The 20,411-nt window shown below is 71.9% G+C and carries 20 protein-coding genes; 9 read left to right on the top strand and 11 right to left on the bottom strand.

From position 1 onward, the window contains the following. Nucleotides 1-186 precede the first annotated feature (186 nt). The gene (locus F7R91_RS31635; protein ID WP_225320883.1) at nucleotides 187-1,380 is read left to right on the top strand and encodes a DUF418 domain-containing protein; all 1,194 of its coding nucleotides are present in this window, start codon (nucleotides 187-189) and stop codon (nucleotides 1,378-1,380) included. A 15-nt stretch (nucleotides 1,381-1,395) separates the two neighbouring features. Here the strand turns inward: F7R91_RS31635 and F7R91_RS31630 are convergent, their stop codons facing one another. From F7R91_RS31630 to F7R91_RS31595, 8 genes are all read right to left on the bottom strand, one after another. Next, complete coding sequence (locus tag F7R91_RS31630; protein WP_150954711.1) at nucleotides 1,396-3,228, bottom strand: type IV secretory system conjugative DNA transfer family protein; 1,833 nt, start codon at nucleotides 3,226-3,228, stop codon at nucleotides 1,396-1,398. Between the two features lie 67 nt (nucleotides 3,229-3,295). Next, nucleotides 3,296-4,852: an ATP/GTP-binding protein gene (locus tag F7R91_RS31625; protein WP_225320887.1), complete on the bottom strand. Its 1,557-nt coding sequence runs from the start codon at nucleotides 4,850-4,852 to the stop codon at nucleotides 3,296-3,298. A gap of 56 nt (nucleotides 4,853-4,908) precedes the next feature. Beyond that, nucleotides 4,909-6,405 (bottom strand): SCO6880 family protein, encoded by a 1,497-nt coding sequence (locus F7R91_RS31620; protein WP_150954707.1) that lies wholly within the window; start codon nucleotides 6,403-6,405, stop codon nucleotides 4,909-4,911. Nucleotides 6,406-6,561: 156 nt separating this feature from the next. Beyond that, nucleotides 6,562-7,731, bottom strand: coding sequence for a hypothetical protein (locus F7R91_RS31615; RefSeq protein ID WP_150954704.1), 1,170 nt, complete (start codon nucleotides 7,729-7,731; stop codon nucleotides 6,562-6,564). A gap of 1 nt (nucleotide 7,732) precedes the next feature. Next, nucleotides 7,733-8,491 carry a hypothetical protein gene (locus F7R91_RS31610; protein ID WP_150954701.1) on the bottom strand — a complete coding sequence of 253 codons (759 nt, stop codon included), beginning with the start codon at nucleotides 8,489-8,491 and terminating at the stop codon, nucleotides 7,733-7,735. Nucleotides 8,492-8,549: 58 nt separating this feature from the next. Continuing rightward, on the bottom strand, nucleotides 8,550-8,852 hold the full coding sequence (locus F7R91_RS31605) for a hypothetical protein (RefSeq protein WP_150954697.1): 303 nt from the start codon (nucleotides 8,850-8,852) through the stop codon (nucleotides 8,550-8,552). 55 nt (nucleotides 8,853-8,907) lie between these two features. After that, the gene (locus F7R91_RS31600) at nucleotides 8,908-9,198 is read right to left on the bottom strand and encodes a hypothetical protein (RefSeq protein WP_225320882.1); all 291 of its coding nucleotides are present in this window, start codon (nucleotides 9,196-9,198) and stop codon (nucleotides 8,908-8,910) included. Beyond that, complete coding sequence (locus tag F7R91_RS31595) at nucleotides 9,195-9,815, bottom strand: DUF6668 family protein (RefSeq protein WP_150954694.1); 621 nt, start codon at nucleotides 9,813-9,815, stop codon at nucleotides 9,195-9,197. The genes F7R91_RS31600 and F7R91_RS31595 overlap by 4 nt, the downstream gene beginning before the upstream one ends. 201 nt (nucleotides 9,816-10,016) lie before the next feature. Between F7R91_RS31595 and F7R91_RS31590 the strand changes: the two genes are divergently transcribed. The 3 genes from F7R91_RS31590 to F7R91_RS31580 all read left to right on the top strand — a co-directional run bounded on the left by F7R91_RS31590 (nucleotide 10,017) and on the right by F7R91_RS31580 (nucleotide 12,687). Further along, nucleotides 10,017-10,823, top strand: a complete 807-nt coding sequence (locus tag F7R91_RS31590; RefSeq protein WP_150954692.1) for a transglycosylase SLT domain-containing protein — start codon at nucleotides 10,017-10,019, stop codon at nucleotides 10,821-10,823. A gap of 23 nt (nucleotides 10,824-10,846) precedes the next feature. Further along, on the top strand, nucleotides 10,847-11,872 hold the full coding sequence (locus F7R91_RS31585) for a hypothetical protein (protein WP_150954688.1): 1,026 nt from the start codon (nucleotides 10,847-10,849) through the stop codon (nucleotides 11,870-11,872). Between the two features lie 230 nt (nucleotides 11,873-12,102). Continuing rightward, the gene (locus tag F7R91_RS31580) at nucleotides 12,103-12,687 is read left to right on the top strand and encodes a sigma-70 family RNA polymerase sigma factor (RefSeq protein ID WP_225320881.1); all 585 of its coding nucleotides are present in this window, start codon (nucleotides 12,103-12,105) and stop codon (nucleotides 12,685-12,687) included. A gap of 12 nt (nucleotides 12,688-12,699) precedes the next feature. Here the strand turns inward: F7R91_RS31580 and F7R91_RS31575 are convergent, their stop codons facing one another. From F7R91_RS31575 to F7R91_RS31565, 3 genes are all read right to left on the bottom strand, one after another. Then, nucleotides 12,700-13,647, bottom strand: a complete 948-nt coding sequence (locus F7R91_RS31575) for a hypothetical protein (RefSeq protein WP_150954685.1) — start codon at nucleotides 13,645-13,647, stop codon at nucleotides 12,700-12,702. 170 nt (nucleotides 13,648-13,817) lie between these two features. Further along, a complete protein-coding gene (locus F7R91_RS31570; RefSeq protein WP_150954682.1) occupies nucleotides 13,818-14,483 on the bottom strand; it encodes a hypothetical protein in 666 nt (221 codons plus the stop codon). Further along, the gene (locus tag F7R91_RS31565) at nucleotides 14,480-15,529 is read right to left on the bottom strand and encodes an NlpC/P60 family protein (protein WP_191971707.1); all 1,050 of its coding nucleotides are present in this window, start codon (nucleotides 15,527-15,529) and stop codon (nucleotides 14,480-14,482) included. Before F7R91_RS31565 ends, F7R91_RS31570 begins: the two co-directional genes overlap by 4 nt. A 296-nt stretch (nucleotides 15,530-15,825) precedes the next feature. On the opposite strand from F7R91_RS31565, the gene F7R91_RS31560 reads away from it, so the two are divergent. The 5 genes from F7R91_RS31560 (at nucleotide 15,826) to F7R91_RS31540 (ending at nucleotide 20,383) form a co-directional block, all read left to right on the top strand. Continuing rightward, nucleotides 15,826-16,299, top strand: coding sequence for a DUF6668 family protein (locus F7R91_RS31560; protein ID WP_150954676.1), 474 nt, complete (start codon nucleotides 15,826-15,828; stop codon nucleotides 16,297-16,299). Nucleotides 16,300-16,340: 41 nt separating this feature from the next. Beyond that, nucleotides 16,341-16,670: a hypothetical protein gene (locus tag F7R91_RS31555; RefSeq protein WP_225320880.1), complete on the top strand. Its 330-nt coding sequence runs from the start codon at nucleotides 16,341-16,343 to the stop codon at nucleotides 16,668-16,670. Between the two features lie 194 nt (nucleotides 16,671-16,864). Beyond that, on the top strand, nucleotides 16,865-17,626 hold the full coding sequence (locus F7R91_RS31550) for a hypothetical protein (protein ID WP_150954673.1): 762 nt from the start codon (nucleotides 16,865-16,867) through the stop codon (nucleotides 17,624-17,626). Continuing rightward, nucleotides 17,626-18,897, top strand: coding sequence for a hypothetical protein (locus tag F7R91_RS31545; protein WP_150954670.1), 1,272 nt, complete (start codon nucleotides 17,626-17,628; stop codon nucleotides 18,895-18,897). Before F7R91_RS31550 ends, F7R91_RS31545 begins: the two co-directional genes overlap by 1 nt. Continuing rightward, on the top strand, nucleotides 18,884-20,383 hold the full coding sequence (locus F7R91_RS31540; RefSeq protein WP_150954668.1) for an SCO6880 family protein: 1,500 nt from the start codon (nucleotides 18,884-18,886) through the stop codon (nucleotides 20,381-20,383). The genes F7R91_RS31545 and F7R91_RS31540 overlap by 14 nt, the downstream gene beginning before the upstream one ends. The last annotated feature ends 28 nt before the right edge of the window (nucleotides 20,384-20,411 follow it).

Here is a 20,411-nt window from a genome sequence, read left to right as displayed (position 1 = left end):
GATCCGGTCGGATCGACGGTTGTGATCGGTCCCTGCTGCCAGGACGCAACGTGCGGAGCGGCGAGAGGGTTCAGTTTCCGTCACGCGGCACCAGGAGCCCCCGACGCCCCGCATACGACTGAACCGTCCCCGGGCGCGTGCCGTCGTGACCCCCTGAGCCGCAGTCGCCGGTCAGGGAGGCCCGAATTGCTCTTCTCGTCCCGCACACCCACCCGTTCCCCAGCCGCAGCGCCGCACCTGAGCCGTGTCCAGGAGATCGACGTCCTGCGAGGATTCGCGCTGCTGGGCATCCTGCTGGTCAATGTGCAGATGATGGCCGGGCCGCGGGTGGGGACGAGCGGAGAGCTGGTCGTGTCGCGGGTCGACCAGGTGGCCGCGTGGCTGGTCACGGCTCTGGTCTCGGCCAAGTTCTACATGCTGTTCTCGTTCGTGTTCGGATACAGCTTCACCCTGCAACGGGCCGCGGCCGAGCACGCCGGCGTCCCCTTCGCGCCCCGACATCTGCGTCGGCTGGGCTGCCTGTTCTTGTTGGGCCTCGCCCACGGCGTGCTGCTGTTCTCCGGCGACGTCCTGATGGTGTACGCGGTGCTGAGCCTCGTACTGTTCGCCGTCCGGGACGCCGCGTCGCCCACCCTGCTCCGGACCGCGGCCTGGCTCGTCGCCGGTACCGCGGCCTGCCTGCTGGCCTGGGGCTGGCTGACGGTCGCCTTCGCTCAGCCGCTGCGTCAGCAGGACGTCACGGCCGTGGTGCACGAGTGGGTGACGGCCTACCGGGGCGAGCCCGGTGCGGTCGTCGAGGCCCGTCTGCGGTCGCTGCGCGACTCGTTGGGCTGGAACATCCTCTACGGCGCCGACATGCTGGCCGCGTTCCTCGCCGGACTGGCCGCGGGCTGCCGCAGGGTGCTCGCCGAGACGGACCGGTACCGTGCGTGGATGACGCAGATCCTCGTCTGCGGCCTGCCGGTCGGGCTGGCCGGCAGCGTCTTCATGGCGGTGTGCCGTAACGGCCCGCTCGACGTGCTCTGGTACGACGTCGGATCGGCCGTCGGCGTCCTCACCGCCCCGGCCCTGACCGCCGCGTACGTCTGTGGCCTGCTGCTCCTGTTGCGCACCGGCCCCGGCCGGCGGCTGGGGCACGTCCTGGCTCCGGCCGGGCGGATGGCCCTGACCAACTACCTCACCCAGTCACTGGTGGCGGCGTTCGTCTTCACCGGCTACGGCCTGGCCTGGTACGGCCGCCACGGCACGGCGGCGGTCCTGACCGGGGCCGTCGTCCTGTACGCGGCGCAACTCATGGTCAGCAGCCGCCTGCTGCGCCGCGTACGATACGGCCCGGCCGAGTGGCTGCTGCGTACGGCGACGCTGGCGAGGCGGCCCTGAAGCCGCGCGGCGCCTCTACCCGCCGTACGGCTTCCGCAGGGTGACCGCTTCCCGCTGCCATCTGCTCGCCGAGCTCTCGGCCGCCTGGGGCGGGCCGCCGGACCAGGAGCGGGCGGCCCGTTCGGTGATGGCGGCCGTCTCCGCCTTGGCCGCCGCCGAGATCGTGCCGGCGTCCGGCTCCTTGTACCAGGGCCGCAGCCGTATCAGAGCGGGGCGCACACCGGTGGCCAGCAGCAGGGCCGTTCCCTTGGGCAGGGCGCGGATGCGGTCCGCGGGCAGGACCGGGTCCAGGCGGTAGGAGTACGACCGCGACGTCCCCTCCTTGCTCTTGGAGATCGACGGGGTGCGCACGTCGTGGTTGCCGACGAGCTTGGAGATCTTCTCCACGAAGTCGGCGTCGTCCAGGCCAGCGCCGAGCAGTTTGACCGTGGCCGCGCTCCACATCGCGTCCATGCCCGCCTCGCCCCACACGCGGCTGCCCTGGCGGTAACTCTGCAGCAGCGTGACGACGTTGATGCCGCGTGAGCCGAAGTGACTGTACAGATCGGGCAGGTCGGAGATGCGGCAGACGTTGGCTGCCTCGTCGAGGACGGCGGTCATCGGCGGGTCGAGCCGGCCGCCCATACGCTCGGCCGCGACCACCCCCGCGCGCATCGTCGCGTCCGCGAGGCCCGCGATCACGCCCGCCGCCGAACCGCCGCCGTCCTTGGACAGCAGGTAGAGGGTGTCCCGGCCGAGCACGTGATCGTGCGGCTTGAACTGCGCAAGATGCGGGTCGGGCGTCACCCAGGCCACGATCTCCGGGTCGAGCAGGCAGGCCACGCACTGCCGGGCGGTCTCGTAGATGCCGTCGCGGGTCTCCACCGCGCCGCGCACCGTGCCCTGCAACTGCTCAGCCATGGCGATCATGTTGACGTCCCGCAGCAGGTCGACCGGCGTGCGGTCGGCGGGGTCGGCGAGCCAGGCCAGCAGGTCGAGCACGGATGCCTTGCCCCGGGCGGCGGCGAGGAACAGCGCGGTGAGGGTGTTCTGGGCCGCGGAAATCCAGAAGTCCTTCTTCGACTGGTCGTCGTTGACGGAGGCCACGAAGTGCCCGGCCAGGCGGCGGGCGCCCTCGATGGTGTGGCAGTCGGCGAGGATGTCCCACCACATCTCACGCGGGGCGTGGGCGATACCCTGGGGGTCGAACGTCCACACCCGGCCGGCCTTCTCGCGTTCGGCGCGGGTCACGGCGTACACGTCGGACTTGTTGGAGGTCAGCAGCACCGCGCCCTGTGCGCGCAGCACGCGGGGGACGGCGATGCCGGTGGACTTGCCGGCCCGCGGGGCCATCAGGTCGAGCTCCACATCCTCGAAGGAGGAGCGCAGTTCGGGGCCGTTGGGTGAGAGGTCGCCGAGGAGGTTGCCCGTCTCGTCGGGGTGGAGCTCCTTCCGGCCCTTGAGCGAGGGGCGCAGGTCGCGGGCGCGGGCCGCGATGCCGGCCGGGGCGAGGGCGGCCAGCTCACGGAGTCCGGCCAGTCCCTTGGGCCGCGAGATGTAGCTCATCACCTTGCGCACGGCCACGACGCAGAGTGCGATGACGGCGCCGAAGAGCAGGACGATCCCGGCCACCACACCGACCGGTGACGCGCCCGGCCACAGCCTGCCCGGGCCCTCGGTCAGCAGGGTGCCGAACGACGCCAGGCTGAACTCCGGCGGGTGCCAGCCGGAGCCGGTCACCGCGGCGCCCAGTGTCCCGCCCAGCCATACGCCCCCGAAGAGCACGAGGAACCCGCCGAATACCAGCACGACGGCCCACGGCATGAGTTCGCTGCCGTACATGCGGCCCCTGGCCGCGTTGTCGCTCATGGGGTGCGCTTCCTGGCGTCGGCCGCGCTCGCGTTCATGTGGTTCACCTTCTGTCGTCCGCTACCGGTCACTTGGAGAAGCCGACTTGGCGGGAGCCTTCGGCGGGCTTGTTGGCCGCCCACCGCTTGTTCGTGTCGTGCAGATGCCGTTCGGTGTCGGTGATGGCGACCTGGATCGGGATGCCGGGCCGGCCACCGACCTTGATCAGGAAGCGGCCGCGGCCGGGCGGTTCCTCGCGGTCCCCCTGCGCGGCCCAGCCCGGCGGCGAGGACCAGGAGGAGACCAGTTCGATCTCCCGGCGGGACAGGCCCACGATGTGCCCCAGCTCCTCCATCTCCTGGCGGGGCAGCCCCGCGACCACCACCATGCCGGCGCGCTCGACGAAACCGCGCGCCTTGACCCGGTCGGCGTCGGTGCCCAGCGCCTCGGCGTCCTTCAAGGTGTGTGTGATCTTGGCGTCGCCGAGGCCGAGGGTGCGGTTGAGACGGGTCAGTGCGTCGATGCGGTCCACGATGCCGGAGGCCGCGCGCAGCGGCCGCCACAGCTCGTCGAGCACGGTGAAGAACCAGCGCCGGGGCGTGAGTCCGGCGTCCGCCAGCGCGTGCGAGGCGGCCACCGTGCCCAGGCCGTCGGACCAGGCCGCCAGCATTGCCGCCGCGGTCAGCTGGGTGTCCGCCTCCCCGATCCGGGAGATGTCCATGCACACTGCGGGCGAGCCGAGGTCGATGCGGGTGGAGGTCTCGGAGGCGAACGTGTCGCCCAACGGCCCGTCCAGGATGCCGAGCAGCGAGCGGTGCAGCGGATCCACCGCGTCGCGGTAGCGGGTCTCCTCCCCGCGGTCCAGGGTCACCGCCCGCACCCGGTCGGGTCCTTCGGCGATGACCCGCACCAGGTCGGGCAGCAGCGGCGCGCGGCCCGGCGGTGTGCGTTCGCGCAGATGGTGCAGGGCCGCGGACAGCACGGACTGCTCGTGGTCGTCCATGGCGCGGTCGCGCACGATGGTGACGAGTGCGGCGACCATGTTGAGGACGCGGCCGTGGGTCTCTGCGGACAGCACCCGTCCCGCCTCGCCGCCGATCTTCCGGGCGGCCGCTCCCATGGCGCCGGGATCCAGGACGTTGACACCGCCCACGCCGCGTCCGATGGAGATGACCTGGCCGCCCAGGGCGCGCACGGTGTCGGCGTAGTCGGGCTTCAGGTCGCCCAGCACCAGCGGCACCACGCCGGTGGCGGCCAGACCGATGAGCATGCGGTTGACCAGGGTGGACTTGCCCAGGCCCGGCATGCCGAGCATGAACAGCGACGGGTTGGAGATGTAGTGGGCGCGGGTGAACCACGACATCGGGTCGCCGCACACGGTGGCTCCGGTGTACAGGTGCTGTCCCAGCGGGACGCCGGTCATGGGCGCGCCGGAGCCCGCCGCGAACGGCCACAGCCCGCATGCCTGCACGGTGGTGGCCCGCCACATCGACGGCGGGTCCAGATTGGCGACCTGTCCGCCGCCGGGGCCGGACCAGCCGCGGGCGGGAGCGAGCGGCTCCCTGGACGGTCGGTCGGGACCGCTCTTGCTCTTCTTCTTGTCCTTCGGGGGCCTGTAGTCCGGGTCCTCGTCCTTGTACCTGATCGGGGCGAGGTCATCCCGGTACTCGCCCTGGCCCTTACCGCGTTTGCCCTTGGTCCTCACAGTGCTTCCTTCAACTCGCGCGGCATCAGCGTGTGCTCCCACGGCAGGATCCCGACCGGCAGCGTGCAGCTGAACGCCGCCGCCTGCATCCGGTCGGCCGGGCGCATCAACAGCCGTGCCCCGGCCAGCAGATTGCGCACCGTCACGTTCGCGTCCTCCAGTTCGGCGTCGGAGTCCACCGTCACCGTGACCATCAGCGAGAACTCCACGAGGCCGGCCCCGGTGGCCTCCTCCACCGCCGTCTGCTCGGCGGCGCGCACCTCGTTGGCGGCTCGCGCCTGCACCATGCCGCGCCTGGAGGTGGCCATGAACTGCGCCGCCCGCCGGTCGGCCTCGACGATGCGCGCCGAGGTCGCCGGGTCGATGGGCCGGTACAGCAGCGCCACCCGCTTGCGGCGGGTGCCGGGCGCGTCCTCCAGCAGGCCGCGCAGCACCTGGGCGCGCACCGTGCCGCGCGGTGCCAGGGTGAGCATCCAGGTCCGCGAAACCCCCGAGTCGTGCTGGTACGCGTTGACCTTCTCGACGGCCGCCGCGGGACCGGCGTCGTCCCAGTCCAGGCCGGTGCCGCCGTGGACGGCACGCGCTTCGAGGACATCCCCTGCCACGGCCGGGTCGTACGCCACCCGGACGACTTCGGCGATGTTCTCGGCCGACAAGGGGGCGGCCGGCCCGCCGCCCGCCCTCACCACTCCGTCCAGCAGGCCGGGAATGCGGATGGCCAGGTCGGCGATGATGTCCTCGCTCTTGCGCTTCTGCCCGGGCGGCATCCCGTAGGTCAGCGTGAGGTAGGTGTGCATCTCCGACGACGCGGTCGGGTACCGCTGCACCACCTCCTCCATCACGGCCCGTGCCGCCGCCGGAGCGCCCGGGTCGATGCGCGGCAGCACCTCGTTGGCAAGCCGGGTTCCGGTGTCCGGGGCGGTCTCCACGATCACGGAGGCCCCGCGCAGGTTCGGCTCGCTGGACAGCCGGGCCAGCCAATGGCCCCACGCCGCCACCCAGTTGTCTATCTGGTCGGGGTCCACCAGGGACCCGCCGTCGGGTTCGCAGCCGAGCACGATGGTGTACAGGTTCCGGCTGGGGTGGTGCAGCACGCCGAACGGCTGGTCGTAGGCGTCCCTGCCCTCCGTTACCTTGACCCGGCTGAGCAGTCCCGGCGGGCGGAACTTGCCGCCCGGCCGCTGCGACAGCGGGCCGGAGACATAGGTGGTCACCCCCTTGGCCTTGCGCCGGAACCAGCCGATGCGCAGGGCGGTGAGCTGGTAGACGTTGCGCCCGTCCTGTGTGCGCACGGCCAGCGGCAGCAGGAACACGCACTGGATGACGATCACGACCAGCGTGAACTGCAGTGAGATCAGCGACACCAACAGGTCGAGGACGAGCCCGCCGAACAGCCCGATGGTGCCGACGAGCCCGAACGGCCCGAGGCCAGGCCGCCTCGGCCTGCGCCAGTTCCCGTACGTCGGGTCTGCGGCGGCGGTTTCGGTGGACATGGCTGTACGTGTTTCCCTTCCGTTGGATGGAACGCGGGGACGGCCGGGGAGGGCCGGGCCGCGCCCCTCGATGAGTCCAGGGGTGCGGCCTCAGCCGCGGACCGGTGGCCGGGCCGGGAGCGGAGGGAAGGTCCGCCGTACCCGATCCGGTGACGGTCAGCGGCCGCCGCCGCCGCTGCCGCCGCTGCCCTGTTCCCCGTCGGCGCCCTCGACCCCGCTCTGGGCGACGTTCGCGGCACCCTTGGCGATCTTCCCCACCACGGCCATCGCGGCGAGGGCGGAGCCCGCTGCGGCGCCCGCCCCTCCGGCCTTGCCCGCCGGCCCGGCTCCGCCGCTTGCGCCCCGGCCGCCCGAGCCGCCGGCCGCGCCGCCACCGCCGCTCGCCCCCGAGGGGCCGCGGGATCCGGAGGCACCGTCGGCGCCAGCGCCGCCCTTGCGGCCGCCCGAGTCCGCCAGAGCCACCGCTCCGGAGGCGAGGGCGCCGGCGAGGCCCATGGTCGCGGACCCGACCGAGTCGCCGCCGAGAGCGGCCGTCGCCGGGACGACAAGTCGCATGAGCGCCGGCAGGGCGACGGCCGACAACAGCAGGGTGGCCATTCCCGCGAGCTGCGTGTCGGCGTTGCTGTAGCCCTCCGACTCGTCGACCATGACGGCCCCCGAGTACATGATGAGAGCGACCGTCGGCTTGTACAGCAGCCAGGCGATCATCCAGCCGATGTGCTTGCGCCACCACGTACCGCCCCAGTCCGTTATGGAGGCGGCGGCTGCCATGGGCAGCGTGCCCATCAGCATGATCATCACGCCGAGCCGGACCCACATCAGGATCGCGTGGACGATGCCGGCAAGGATCAGCAGGCACCCGATGACCAGCAGCAGCATGTCCGGAATGACTTCACCGCCGGGGCAATTGACCCCATCCATCAGGGCGGCGAGGGTGTTGTCGAACAGGTGGTCGTGGTACCTCTCCGTGAGGCCGACGAACGAGTCGATCAAAGCGGTCGCGGCCGCGGAGACCACGACGACGCGCAGGATGCCCTTCAGCGCGGTCGTACCCGCTTCGCCGCGCCGCTCCAGAGCCATCTTGACGGCGGCGACGAGGAGCGAGCCGCACGCGAGGTATACGACGATCCACTGTGTCTCGCCGCCGATCTTGTTTGATGCGCCCTTGTTGATGGAATCGATGTCTCCCACGGCCTTGAAGATCCCGATGGCGCCGTTGATTACGATCTTGGCGACCATTTCGATCATCTCGCCGATGGGATCGTCGAACATCCCGAGGAGATCGAGTCCGCCGTCGCACCCTTCGCCTTGTTCAGCCAAGAACATGTCACCCTCCCCACATGACGAAGCCGTCGGGATCCGCTGTCCGTTTCACGGACGAGTAGAGGGACCCGTCGTGCCGGAGCGCCACCTTCCAGTCGCCCTCCCGCCAGCGCACGGACACCGACGTCGACAGGTAGCCGCCCGTGGGATTGGTGACGAGCAGCCGTACGGTCGCGGAGTCGCCCGAGTACGACGCCAGGGAGAAGCCCACGAACCTCCCGATGGCGCTCTCCTCCGGGTTCGTCTCGTCGGCCCTGGCCTTGATGGTGACGAACGCGTCGCGCGGCTCGCCGGGCACGACCTGCTGCTCCGCGACCATGCGCCAGGCGGCGCCGCTCAACTCGACGGGAATGATGTGTGCCGCCAGCACCGCCCCCGTGGGCGTGTGGGCGAAGCACCACCACATCGTGGCCTCGGTGCGCAGCGGGCCGGCTGACGGCGAGGTGGGCACCATGATGGCGACGAGCTTCTGCCACCGCACTTCCGTCGGCGCGGCGGTGGGTCGCGCGGTGTCCCGGTCGTCGGTACGGCAGTTCTCCGGGCGGCCGCCCGGACCCTGCCGGACCTGCTGCGGGTCGCCGGGAGACAGCGGACCGCCGAGCCCGGCGAGCGTCTCCCGGCTGTCGGCCGCGCTGTCCGTACCCTTGGCGCTGTCGGAACCCATGGTGTCGTTCACGAAGGCCATCAGCGACATGACCACGATGAATCCCAGGAACAGGGCCGCATTGATCCAGCCTTGCTCTTTGTAGAAAGGCCCGTCCACCGGGTCCCTTTTTCGTTTTGTGCCGAACACGTCAATGGACCTCTCCTGCGGTCGGGTCCTAAGCGAAGAGGAATTGGACGGTGGGCCCCGCGGTGGCCACGAGAACGCAGCCGCCCGCCACCATGCCGAGGCGGCTGAGGTGCTCGGATCCCTCTCCGCGCTTCATGGACACGGCCATCATGATTCCCGTGATGAGGACGCCCGCCACACCTGCGGCGGTGCCGGCCCAGGCTGCAATACCCAGAACGAGGTTGACCTTGTCGGCGAGATCACCAGGGGCCTTCTTGGTCGGCTGGGGGACTTCACCGTTGGCCAGATAATTCCCGCCGGCCAGGTAGAGGGAGTGCAGGGTGTCCTTCATGAGATTCTCCAGGTGTTGCAACGAGTAAGGGTTTGTGCGGCTGGTCGAGAACCGGCTACAGCAGGAAATTGACGATCGGTGCGGCGGTGGTGCCGATGACGCAGGCGCCGATGACGAAGAAGCCGCCCCTGAAATAGGTCGACCCTTCGCCCATTTCGCCGCGGCGCAGCTGTAGGGCCATCTGGGTGCCCACGACGAGCAGGCCCCCCACGGAGGCGGCCGATACGATCCAGGAGAGGTAGCCGAGCAGTTCGCCGGCCTGGGGCTGCGGGTTGAAGTCTCCCTTGGGGCCGAAGTCGTCGGGGTTGATGCCCGCCTTGGTGATCCAGTCGGCGGACAGCTTCACCTCGGCCTCCCCGCGTGCCCGGCCGGGGCCGCGATGCTTCGGGCCAGCGCGCGCACCGCCCTTGGCAGTTGGTCGACCTCCTGGTCGAGGCGCCAGGCCGGGACCCACGGAATGCGGTGAACCTCGGCCGCCGAACGCAGCACGCGCACGCGTCGGCCCAGCGGGCGCGGCAGCCGTCCCGGCGCGTCGGCGACGAGCACGACGGCCAGGAGCTGCACTCCCGCGGGGTGCTCCCCCTTGCGCAGTGCGTTCAGTGCCTGGGACGCCGCTCTCATGCCCGCGTTGTGGGTGCGTGCCACCAGCAGCACCCGGCCGGGTTCACCCCTGGCCGGGTCGGGCCACCGACGGCCGATGTCCGCGCCGCCCAGGACCCGGGCGAGCGTGCTTGCCCCGGAGCCTCCGTGCGCGGTGACCCAGGCGACCTGGTGGCCCCGGGACGCCGACGGCGCTCGTCCGGCCGACGCGGGGGGCCTGGGCAGCGCAGTCCGGGCCGCGGGGCGCGATGGTCCGGTCGGTGCCGTACGCGCCGGCGCGGCCTGTGCCGGCGCGGCCTGTTGTGCGGTCGGTCCGCGGACCCACATCTGCGAGCCGGCGGACGTCGCCGAAGGGACGCTCATGCGCGTCCACCCCTTCCCTCGTTTCCCCTCGTTCGCGTAGTGCGACGGATCCCGGATTGAACTGATGGACCGCCGTGTCCGTTGCGGCATGCGGTGCTCGCGGGTGATCCGTCGGGCAGCCACTACGGGAAATCGGGTGACCTGGTTCAAGGCCGCCAGGGACCCAGGTCGTGCAGGCGAACGCAAGGGGTGTGACGGGTCGTGAGCGCAGCTGCCGGTGAGGATGAGCAGGCCCAGAAGGACAAGACCAGGAACACCGTGCTCTTCGCCGGCCTCGCCAGCGCGCCGATCCTGGGGTGCCTCGCCTTCGTCCTCCTCATCGTCCTCGCCATCGGGACGTTGGTCACGCTCGCCCTTGGGTTTGTGTTCTGGCCGCTCATGCTTCTCTGCAAGATCAACCTGTTGCCCTGCGGCGACGACAGCGACGGAGGGGGGCTGGACAACGACCAGGTCATTGCCGCATACAACAGCGACGGGAAGGGCCAGCTGAACTCCGCCACCATCGCATCCCAGTACGTCACGCTCGTCGAGGAAGCCGGGAACGAGTGCACGCAGATCGGCGCCATCGTCATCGCCGCGCAGATCCAGCTGGAGTCGGGGTGGAACGAGAAGCTGGTCGGCCCCGACGGGGCAGAGGGCATCTCCCAGGTGCCCCCGGACAAGTTCAAGGAGTTCGGCGAGGACGCGGACGACAATGACAAGACCTCTGGCCTGGACGCCGCGGACTCGATCAAGGCGCAGTCCAAGTACATGTGCTCACTGGCCAAGGAGATCGACACACTTATCGCCAACAACGAGGTCAAGGGGGATCCCCTGAACTTGACCCTGGCGGCGTACGACAGCGGCCTGGACGCGGTCAAGCAGGCGAAGGGCGTACCGGACAACGACCGGGCGCAGAGCTACATCATCGGAGTCAGGTCGGGCTTCGCCCTGTACTCCAACTCCGTCGACATGCCGTACGAGTCGCCGTACCCCTCCCTCAGCCCGCGGCCCACGCCCTCGTCGTGACCAGCACAGCAAGGAGACAGTACATGGTGGGCAATCGCACCCGACAGGACCAGGACGCACACGTCGGCACGGCAGCGCAGCCACCGTCCTCCTCGGCGGCGGTGGAGGTGCTGATACGCCCTGACGGCAGTGTGCTGGTCCAAGACGCACCCTTCCCCGTACCGGACGGCGAACCGGTCCACGTCGCCGTGCTCGATGCGATGCACCGTCAGGCCCAGGCGCTGGGCGAGCCCGTGGAGGCGGCGATCCTCGACCGACAGGAGGGCTACGCCACCCGAGTCGAGGTCGACCCCGACGGTTCGAGCCGGATCCTCCGCCACGAGCAGCACGACGAGATGCCCGAGGCGGAGCCCCGTCCCGCCGCCGGACCGCCACCGGCAGGGCCACCGCCTGCCGCCCGGCCGACGTCCGCGGCCGGGCCGTCACACGCCGGCGAGCCGCTGTCCGTGGCCGGAGCGCCGTCCGCCACCGGAGCCGAACGTTCTTCGCCCATCGGTCCCGCTCCGGCCGAGCCCCCGCACCCCGACGGGACACGACCCGTCGCCGTGGACACGCATGTTCCGGAGGCGGTCCCCGCCGATCTCGCCGAACTCGTCGGACTGGTGCGCCAGTCCCTGGACGCCGGCGCGCTGGAACGGGCGGCGGCACTCGCCTTCCGGCTGCGGGAGCACACCGCGCGCGCCTTCGGCCCCGAACACCCCCACACGCTCGAGGCCCACGCCCTGGAGGCATTCGTCGCCCACCGGAGCGACAACCACCGCCTCGCCACGGCCACCTGCCTCGGACTCGCCCGGATCCGCCACCGGCAGGGAGACCCCCGAGCCCGTGAGGAGCTGATGCGCGCGGTCGCGGCGTGGCTGCTGATCGACGACGTGCCGTCCGCCGTCGACCACGGCCGGGCACTGCTCGCCGCACTGCTCGCCGTGTGGCCCGTGCGCGCGGAAAAGGGCGGGCCGACAGTGACGGACGCCGCAGTCCCGCACCTCGTCAATCGCCGTATGCACGCCCTGACCGCCGCGTCGGCCACCCACGTCACCGGAGCTGCCTGAGAGAGACAGCGCAGCTCAACCGGGCAGTGGCGGCGCGTCGCCACGACTTGTGCGGCCCCGCCGCCACCCTGTGCGGCCGGGCTTCCGGTGTCATCCGCCGCTCGCGCCGTCAATCGCTCGTCAACACGACGTGGAACTCCCCTCGCAAGACTCCCCGCGAATCGAGGCCGCTGACCAAGGCCTCGAAACCTGACCTCCGTCACGAGGTCACAGGACGAGGGAGTGCGACCTTGAGCTGGACCGTGATGGGTTCCACGGGAGCGGTCACCGCTCGGGAACGAGCGATGCGCACGTTGTACGACGAGCAAGCCGGGGATCTGTACAAGTACGTGCTGCGGCTACTGGGGGGGGACCAGCACAGAGCGGAGGACGTGGTGCAGGAGACGCTGCTGCGCTGCTGGCGCACTCAGGACCTGGAAAGCGGCGAGCCCCAGCGGCCGTGGCTGTTCCGGGTGGCCCGCAATCTCGTCGTCGACGACTACCGGCTGCGCATGGCCCGTCCCCAGGAGGTCGACGGCACCGCCTGGCTGGACGAACTGCTGGCGAAGCGCGACGACGTCGACCGGCTGCTTTCCTCGATGATCCTCGGGGACGCGTTCAAGGCGCTGTCGCCCAAGCACCGCGAGGTGCTGTACGAGACCTACTACACGGGCAGGTCGACGCGCGAGGCGGCCCTTGTGCTCGGCATCCCGCCGGGCACCGTCAAGTCGCGCCTGTACCACGCCGTACGGGCCCTGCGCATGGCCCTGGGCGTCGTCGCGACTCCCGACGAGGAGGTCGGCGCGAAGCCCGCGTGGTGGTACACCGCGGCGTGAGGCGTTGCGGACTCATCTCGCCGCCCTGATGTCCTGCGCGGGGCGCTCCCAGGACGGCATCGGGCGCCGTCCCCGCGCCTTGGCGGACTCGTTCGCCGTGGGAAGAGCTCGGGGCAGTGGTTTCGCGGGGTGCGCGCGCGGCAGCGGCTCGCCGCCTGCCACGCTGGCCGCCGCCAGCCATGCCTGGTGTTCCAGTACGGCGGTGAGCGCGCTGCCGTCCTCCCCCGGGAGCTGGTTGCGCATACGGACCACGGCGATCCCTGTGGACAGTGCCGTGTCCAGGTCCGTGATCTGCAGCCAGACCGTCTCGGCGCGGGCCGCCGCGGCCTCGGCCCGCTCGCTGTCCCCCCGGTAGTGCCAGCGCTCCGCGACGTCGCGGAACAGCCGTACGCCGCCGCCGGTGTCCCCGGCCAGGACGGCGACGCGGGCCCGGACCTCGCGGATGCCCAGGGCGTCGGGGTGGGAGACACCGAGAGTGTCGGCGGCCTGCTCGTCGAGCCGTGCGGCGAGATCCGCGGCCCGGTCGATGCGGCCCGCCTGAAGGTGTTCCGTGACCAGGGCCAGCGACTCGGCGTACGTGTCGGGCCCCGTGCACGGGTCCGGTTCGGCCTCATGTGCTCTCGCCGGGTCGGTGGCCTCCCTCGCCGGGTGAGCCGGAGGCCTGCCGTCGCCTCTCTTCGGCGCCCTCGCACGCTGTCCGCCGGCCGGGAGCTCACCCACCGCGCCGTCGGGCGATATGGCCAGGTGCCATACGGTGCCGTCCGGTTCGGTGGCCCTGGCCCGCACCGGACGGCCGAGCCTGGTGGCCGCCGCGGCCACCGTGCCGATGGCAGCGGCACGGCTGGGGTGCCTGGTGACGGGGACGAGCGGGCCGGAGGCGACGACCCGGCCGTCGTCGTGCACGGCGAGGGCGTAGACCGGCCAGGCGGGCACTTCGGTGGACTTGTGCGTCGTAGGCATGAACTTCTCCGGGCTGTCGGGCGGTGCGGTCCTGGTTGTTGGGCGGTGCGGTCCGGCCGCCGGGCCGCCGGGCCGTGGGGTCCGGCTGTCGGGCCGTCGGGTCCGTTGTCGGGCAGTGAGGTCGAGGTGTCGGGCGGTGCAGTCCTGGGCCGTCGGACGGGAAGACCGGGCTATCGGACGGTGACGTCGGCGACCCGCCACGCCTGATCGGCTGCCGCGCGCGTGAGTTGCACATACGCGACGACGGTGGTGGACTCGCCCGTCCACCGGTCGCGGCCGTGCGGGGAGGCGTTGACCGCCCACTGCCGCCAGGCCTCCGTGCCGGTGTCGGGCGGTATCGCGGCGTCCTCGGCCTTCTCCAGCGTGACGATGGTGGAGGCGTGGTGTCCGGCCCATTCCCGCCACTGGGCGCCGGGGACGGAGCGGGGCCGGTGTGTACGCAGCCGCTTCGCGTACGCCGGGGTCAGCCAGCCCGCGTCCGCTGCGCGCACACCGGCGTCGTGGGGGCCGCTGTCGATGGCGGTGTCGAACGTCCACATCACCGTGAGCGCGCCCCGGCCGACCGCGTCGGCGTTCTCCTGGTCGACGTCGCCGGGCCGGGTGGTGCCTCCCCGGGGGGTGCCCTTGGAGCCCGTCGGCAGAGGCGGGGGCTCGCCGGGGCCGGACGGGGTCGGATACGGGCCGTTGCCGGTCGCGGCGGGAGCCGACGGCGTAGGAGCAGCGCGCTGTCCGCCGCCGCTGCCGGAACCGCAGCCGCCCACGGCGAGGACGAGCGCGAGCATCGCCGTGGCCACCGCGGTGGTGTCCCGTGTGCCTCGGGTACGGGAGAGAGTCATCCGAAGCGCCTCACCTTCTGGGGCCTGCCGGCGTAATAGGGCTCGCCGAGGTTGCTGATCTTGACCACGTCGCCGGTCTTCGGGGCGTGGATGAACTGCCCGTGGCCGATGTAGATGCCGATGTGGTCGTAACTGCCGTGCAGGTTGAACCCGATCACGTCACCGGGCCGCATCTCGTCGCGGGACACCGCCTTGCCCGCGGTGACCTGGAGCTGGGAGACCCGCGGCGGGAGGATCTCGCCGCCGCTGGCCTGGTAGACCGCGTACTGGACGAGGCTGGAGCAGTCGAACCCGACCGTGTTCGCACCCTGCGCGAACCCGCGCCCGGGGCCCTCCGGCCCGCCGCCGCCCCACGAGTACGGGGTGCCGAGCCATTTCCTGGCGGCCGCCACCACCCGTTCACCGAACGCGCCGCCGGTCTCGGCCGGTTCGCCGTCGGTGTAGTTCGCCATCGACGCGATGATCGCGGCGACGTAGGCCTGGGTCTCCGGGTACGGAGGAACGCCGCCGAACCGCTCGACCGCGCCGGGCCCCGCGTTGTAGGCGGCGAGCATCAGCCGCGTGGGATCGCCGCCGACGTTCATCCTCTTGACCTTGTCCGCGAGCCAGCAGTCGTAGCGGGCCTGGGTCATGATGGCGTCGCCCGGGGTGAACGGGTCGGCCACGCCGTCCGGTCGGGCACTGCCGTCCTTGCCGGCCGCGTCCACGCCCCACGTCGCCCAGGTGCCGGGGACGAACTGGCTCAGGCCCCGAGCGTCGGCCGGGCTCACCGCGGAGGGGTTCCAGCCCGACTCCGCCTCGATCTGGGCGGCCAGCAGCGGGGCGCTGACCTCGGCGCACTGCCGGGCGGCGCGCCCGATCCATGGCACGAACTCGGCCGGGACGCGCCCGGAGTCGAACGTGGTGGCGAACCCTACGGGGGCGGCGTCCTGTTCCTGCTCCGCGGCCCCCAGCACCGACAGGCCGACCATGGAGCCGAGCAGCCCGAGGACGGCGCAGCCCGTCACCAGCATCGCCGATCTCGCCTGTGTGGCCTGGCCGCTCATGTCCAACCCCCCAAGAAAGCCTGCGTTTTGGAAGCCCGTACGCCCAGAAAGGGCGTACCGCGCCATATATGCCTTGTTTCTGAAAAATCATTACTTGCACACTGTCGACAACCTGTGTATAAGTTTGGGCTGTTGTGTCAGCAGTTGAAGGAGATGCCGTGGCGGGGGATGTGCCGAATGTCAATCCCTGGTTGCCGCAGCCGCGCCCTTCGGGGGGCCTCAACGGGAAACCCCGGCGATCGGTTCAGGAGGCGTCGGCGGAGCTCACGGGCCCGGCGGCACCCCAGGGTGCCGGAGTGCCGCGGCCCGAGCGCGCGCTGCCCGTCGCCCGACCGCGGACGGATGCCGGACACGCCTGGTGGTGGGTGGGGGTACACGGCGGCGCAGGGGTCAGCACCCTGGAGCGGGCTGTGCCCGGCGGCCGGGATGCGGGCCGTGCCTGGCCGGTGTCCGGGGGCTCCCGGTCGGTCGTGCTCGTCGCCCGCTCCAGCGCGAACGGCATCAGGGCCGCGCAGAACGCGGCGCAGCAGTGGGCCTCCGGCATGGTCACCGGCATCGATCTGCTAGGCCTGGTCGTCGTCGCCGATGCCCCCGGCCGACGCCCCAAGGTCCTGCAGAACCTGGTGCGGCTGGTCTCCGGCGCGGTGCCCCGGCTGTGGGAGATCCCATGGGTGGAGCCCTGGCGGCTCGGCGAGTCGCCCATGGCCCACCTGCCCAAGGAGTGCGCGCCGCTGGCCCGCGACCTGACCCGGCTCACCCGGCCCGTATAGGCCGTCCCCGTCACCCCGTCCCCGTTACAGGGAGGAACCCGTTGTCCAGCCTGCTGGCGGCCGCTCTGGACGCCTCACCCCACATGACCTCTGTCGTCGATGTCGCCGCGGCGTCCGCCGGACCCTCGGGCGTGCCGGACGTCGGCGGGGGAGAGGCGCCGCCCGGCGCGGACGGGCTGCTGACGGTGCTGAAGTGGGTGGCATGGAGCGTCACCGCCCTGTGCGTCGCGGGCATCTTCGGCGTCGCCGCCAGGATGGCGATCGACCACTCCCGGGGCGGTGGCCGCGAGCACGCCAGAGGTCTCGGCTTCGTCCTGGGGGCGTGCCTGCTCGTCGGCTCCGCGTCCGGGATCGTCGGGGCGCTCGTCTGAGCGGTCATGGCGATGTCGGCTCCGGTTCGGCAGCGCCCCAAAGGGGCGCGGGGAACTGCGCGACCAGCCACGACGGTGCCGCAGACGATCGGCGGCATGTCACGGCACGTCCAGCGGCGCGCTGAGCGCCGAGATCCGCAGGACGTCTCATCAGGCGTCTCGTCTCCTGACAACCCACGAGGATGGGAAGGAACATGGCAGAGCCCGGCATCCGCGCGGCGCCCGACGAGCCGCGCAGTCCGTGGCTGCGTACCGGCTTCGTCCTCGCCGCCGCGTTCATCGGCTTCGTCGCCGTCATCGGAGCGGCGATCGCCGTCGGTTCGGACACCTCGGGCAACGACGGCTCCACCACGGCTCAGGCACTCGGCACCCGCACCGCCGACCCGCCGCGGTCCACGCCCGCCGCCGACGGCGCCGAGTGCCCCGAACTCGCCGACGAACGGCAGGACGTGCCCACCTCCGCGCCCGCGGGCGTGACCTGGACCCTGTACGAAGCCGTCGCCCTCCCCTCCTCGAAGGCGGCCGGCCCGGCCGTGGCCGATGAGGACGTGGCGCGCTGCTACGCGCACACCCCCGGCGGCGCCCTGCTGGCCACCAGCCAGATCAGCGTGCGCTACCTGGCCGCCGGCGACTGGCTGAAGGTGACCCGCACCCAGACCGTCGGCGAGGGCCGCGACACCTACATCGCCGACCGGACCGAGGCGGAACGGACGGCACCCCCGGACGAGGAGGGCGGCACCGTGCACGGGCAGATCGCCGGGTTCAGATTCGTCACGTACAACGACACGACGGCGGTGATCCAGACCGTGTGGCGGTTCCCGGACGGCCGTATGCAGGCCGCCACCACCACCGTGCTGTGGCAGGACGGCGACTGGAAGCTGGAGTACCCGGCCGACCCGGCCGCCCCCACCCCGGTCGACTCCCTCGCCGGATACGCCGAGTGGGGAGGCGTGTGATGGCGGGCTGCGACTTCGGCTGGGTGTCCCCGACGATCGGCGGCTACTGCGTGGGGGACGGGGCGGGCACGGCCCCGAAGGACCTCGGTGGCAGTGCGTTCGACGACATCGCCGAGGGCGCCGCACAGGCGGCGAGCACCACCGTCAAGGCACTCGGCGGCGCCTGGATGAACCTGGGCGCGCCCGACCTGAGCGACACCGGCGGCCCGGTGGCGTTCCTGCGCGGATCCACACTCTGGTTCACGTCCTTCGCCGCCGTGCTCTGCCTGCTCGTCGCGGCCGGACACATCGCCTGGCAGCGCCGCGGCGAGCCCGCCCGGCAGGCACTCCAGGGCCTGCTCAATCTGGTGGTGGTCTCCTCGGCCGGGGTGGCCACGGTCAATCTCCTGGCCGTGGCGGGCGACAGGTTCAGCGTCTGGATCATCGACAGGTCCACCGGCTGCGAGCAGATCAGCGCCACCGGCGATCCGGTGGCGAGCTGTGTCGCCGAGTTCGACAAACGCACCTCGGCCATGCTGGCGCTGGGCGGCACGGACTCGTCGTTCCTCGTCCTGATCATGGCCATGCTGGTGATCGCCGGGAGCCTGGCGCAGATCGCGCTGATGATCGTACGGATGGCCATGCTGGTGATCCTCACCGGCACGCTGCCCCTGGCGGCGGCGGCCAGCGGCACCGCCGGCGGCCGGGTCTGGTTCCGCCGGTCCGTGGGCTGGCTGCTCGCCTTCGTGCTGTACAAACCGGCTGCGGCCGTCGTGTACGCGGCGGCGTTCGCGATGAGCGGCCGGAGTCGGGGCAACGAGGTCGTCTCCATGGTCTCCGGAGTCGTACTGATCGTGCTGGCCTGCTTCACCCTGCCCGCGCTGATGCGGTTCGCCGCTCCCGTCGTCCAGGCGGCGGCATCCGGGACGAGCCGCGCGGCCAGGGCCTCCGCCGGGGCCGGCGGCCCGGTGACGGCCACCGGGGCGCTGCCCGTACCGCACCTGCGGAGCCTGGCCGCCGGCCGGTCGGTGTCCGGCGCCGCGCTGAGCCCGGACGGGGCGGGAACCACCGGCGCACGCACCACCCGCGGCCCAGGCCCGGCGCAGGGCGCCGACCGGCCCCGCGGCGCACCGGACGCCGAGCGCATCGCAGGCGGCCACGCCCGGCCGGCGCACTCGGAGGACGTCGGGCAGACAAACCCGTACGACCAGGAGGAAGCGGCGGCCCCCATGCCGGTGCCGGTCCGTCACCCCGCCGACGACCAGCAGGAGAAGCCCCGTGACAGTCACTGAAGCACCCCAGCCCCGTACGTACGGCAACTTCCGCAAGCCCCGCACCTCAGGCCTGCGAGGTCTGTCCCTCGGGGCGACCCTGCTGCTGTTCGCCGGGCTCATCGCCGTGGTCCTGGCCACGCTGATATCGATATGGGCGGCGCTGGGCCTGGCGGTCGCGCTGGCGGTGCTCACGGCCCCGCTCGCCGTACGGGACCGGCACGGCCGCACGCTGATGCAGCGCGCCGCGGTCCGCTTGGCCTGGTGGCGCACCACATCCTCTGGCGGACACCTGTACCGCTCGGGCCCGATGGGCCGAGCCGGCCACGGCACCTGCAAACTGCCCGGTCTGGCCGCCGAGTCCGCGCTGACGGAGGCGCAGGACGGCTACGGACGCCCGTTCGCCGTGATCACGATCCCGGCGACCGGTCACCACACCGTCGTCATCTCCTGCGACGCCGACGGAGCCGCCCTCGTCGACGAGCAGCAGGTCGACACCTGGGTGGCCCACTGGGGCCAGTGGCTTTCCACCCTGGGCGCCGAGCCGGGCCTCGTCGCCGTGAGCGTCACCGTGGAGACCGCCCCCGACTCCGGAGTCCGGCTGCAGCAGGAGCTCGCCGCGAACTGGGTCGCCGGAGCCCCGGACCTGGCCAGATCGATGCTCCGGGAGGTACTGGCCGCCTATCCCGCCGGTTCGGCGCAGATCGCCACGAGGATCGCGTTGACGTACTCCGGCGCGGCCCGCCCCGGCTCACCCCGTCGCGGTGCCGAGGACATGGCGGTGCACATCGGCACCCGCCTGCCCGGCCTGACCGCCGGGCTGGCCATGACCGGCGCCGGCACGGCCGTACCGATGACCGCGACCGAGCTCGCCGAGGCGGTACGCGTCGCCTACGACCCGACCGTGGCGTCCCTGGTGGAGGAAGCACGGGCCACCGGCGGCACCGGACTGACCTGGGACGAGGCCGGGCCCATGGCGGCCCAGGAGGCCTGGGACCACTACCGCCACGACGGCGCGTTCAGCGTGACCTGGGCCATGACGGAGGCCCCGCAGGGCGAGGTCTTCTCCAACGTCCTGACCGGCCTGGTCCAGCCCAACCGCGACATCGCCCGCAAGCGCGTCACCCTCCTCTACCGCCCGCACACCCGCGCCGAGGGCGCCCGCGTCGTGCAACAGGACTACAAGAACGCCCTGTTCACCGCCCAGCAGTCAGAGATCGGCCAGGCCCGCGATGACGCCGAGGTCACCGCCGCGCGCCGGACCACCGAGGAACAGGCCCAGGGCCACGGGGTCATCCGCTTCGGTCTGCTGATCACGGCGACCGTCAACTCCGCCGAGGAACTGACGACGGCGGCCGCGGCCGTGGACAACCTGGCGCCGGCCGCGCGTATCGCCGTACGGCCCGTCTACGGCTCCCAGGCGGCGGCGTTCGCGGCGGCGCTGCCGCTGGGCCTGGTACTGCCGCTGCACACGGCGCTGCCGCAGACGGTACGGGACGCGATGTAGGGCGACGGAGACAGACGCAGGGCAACGG

Origin of the sequence: Streptomyces luteolifulvus, assembly GCF_008806595.1 — a bacterium.
Lineage (GTDB): Bacteria > Actinomycetota > Actinomycetes > Streptomycetales > Streptomycetaceae > Streptomyces > Streptomyces luteolifulvus.
The sequence above is the reverse complement of the archived record's forward strand: the minus strand, read 5'-3'. Positions and strand labels throughout refer to the sequence as shown.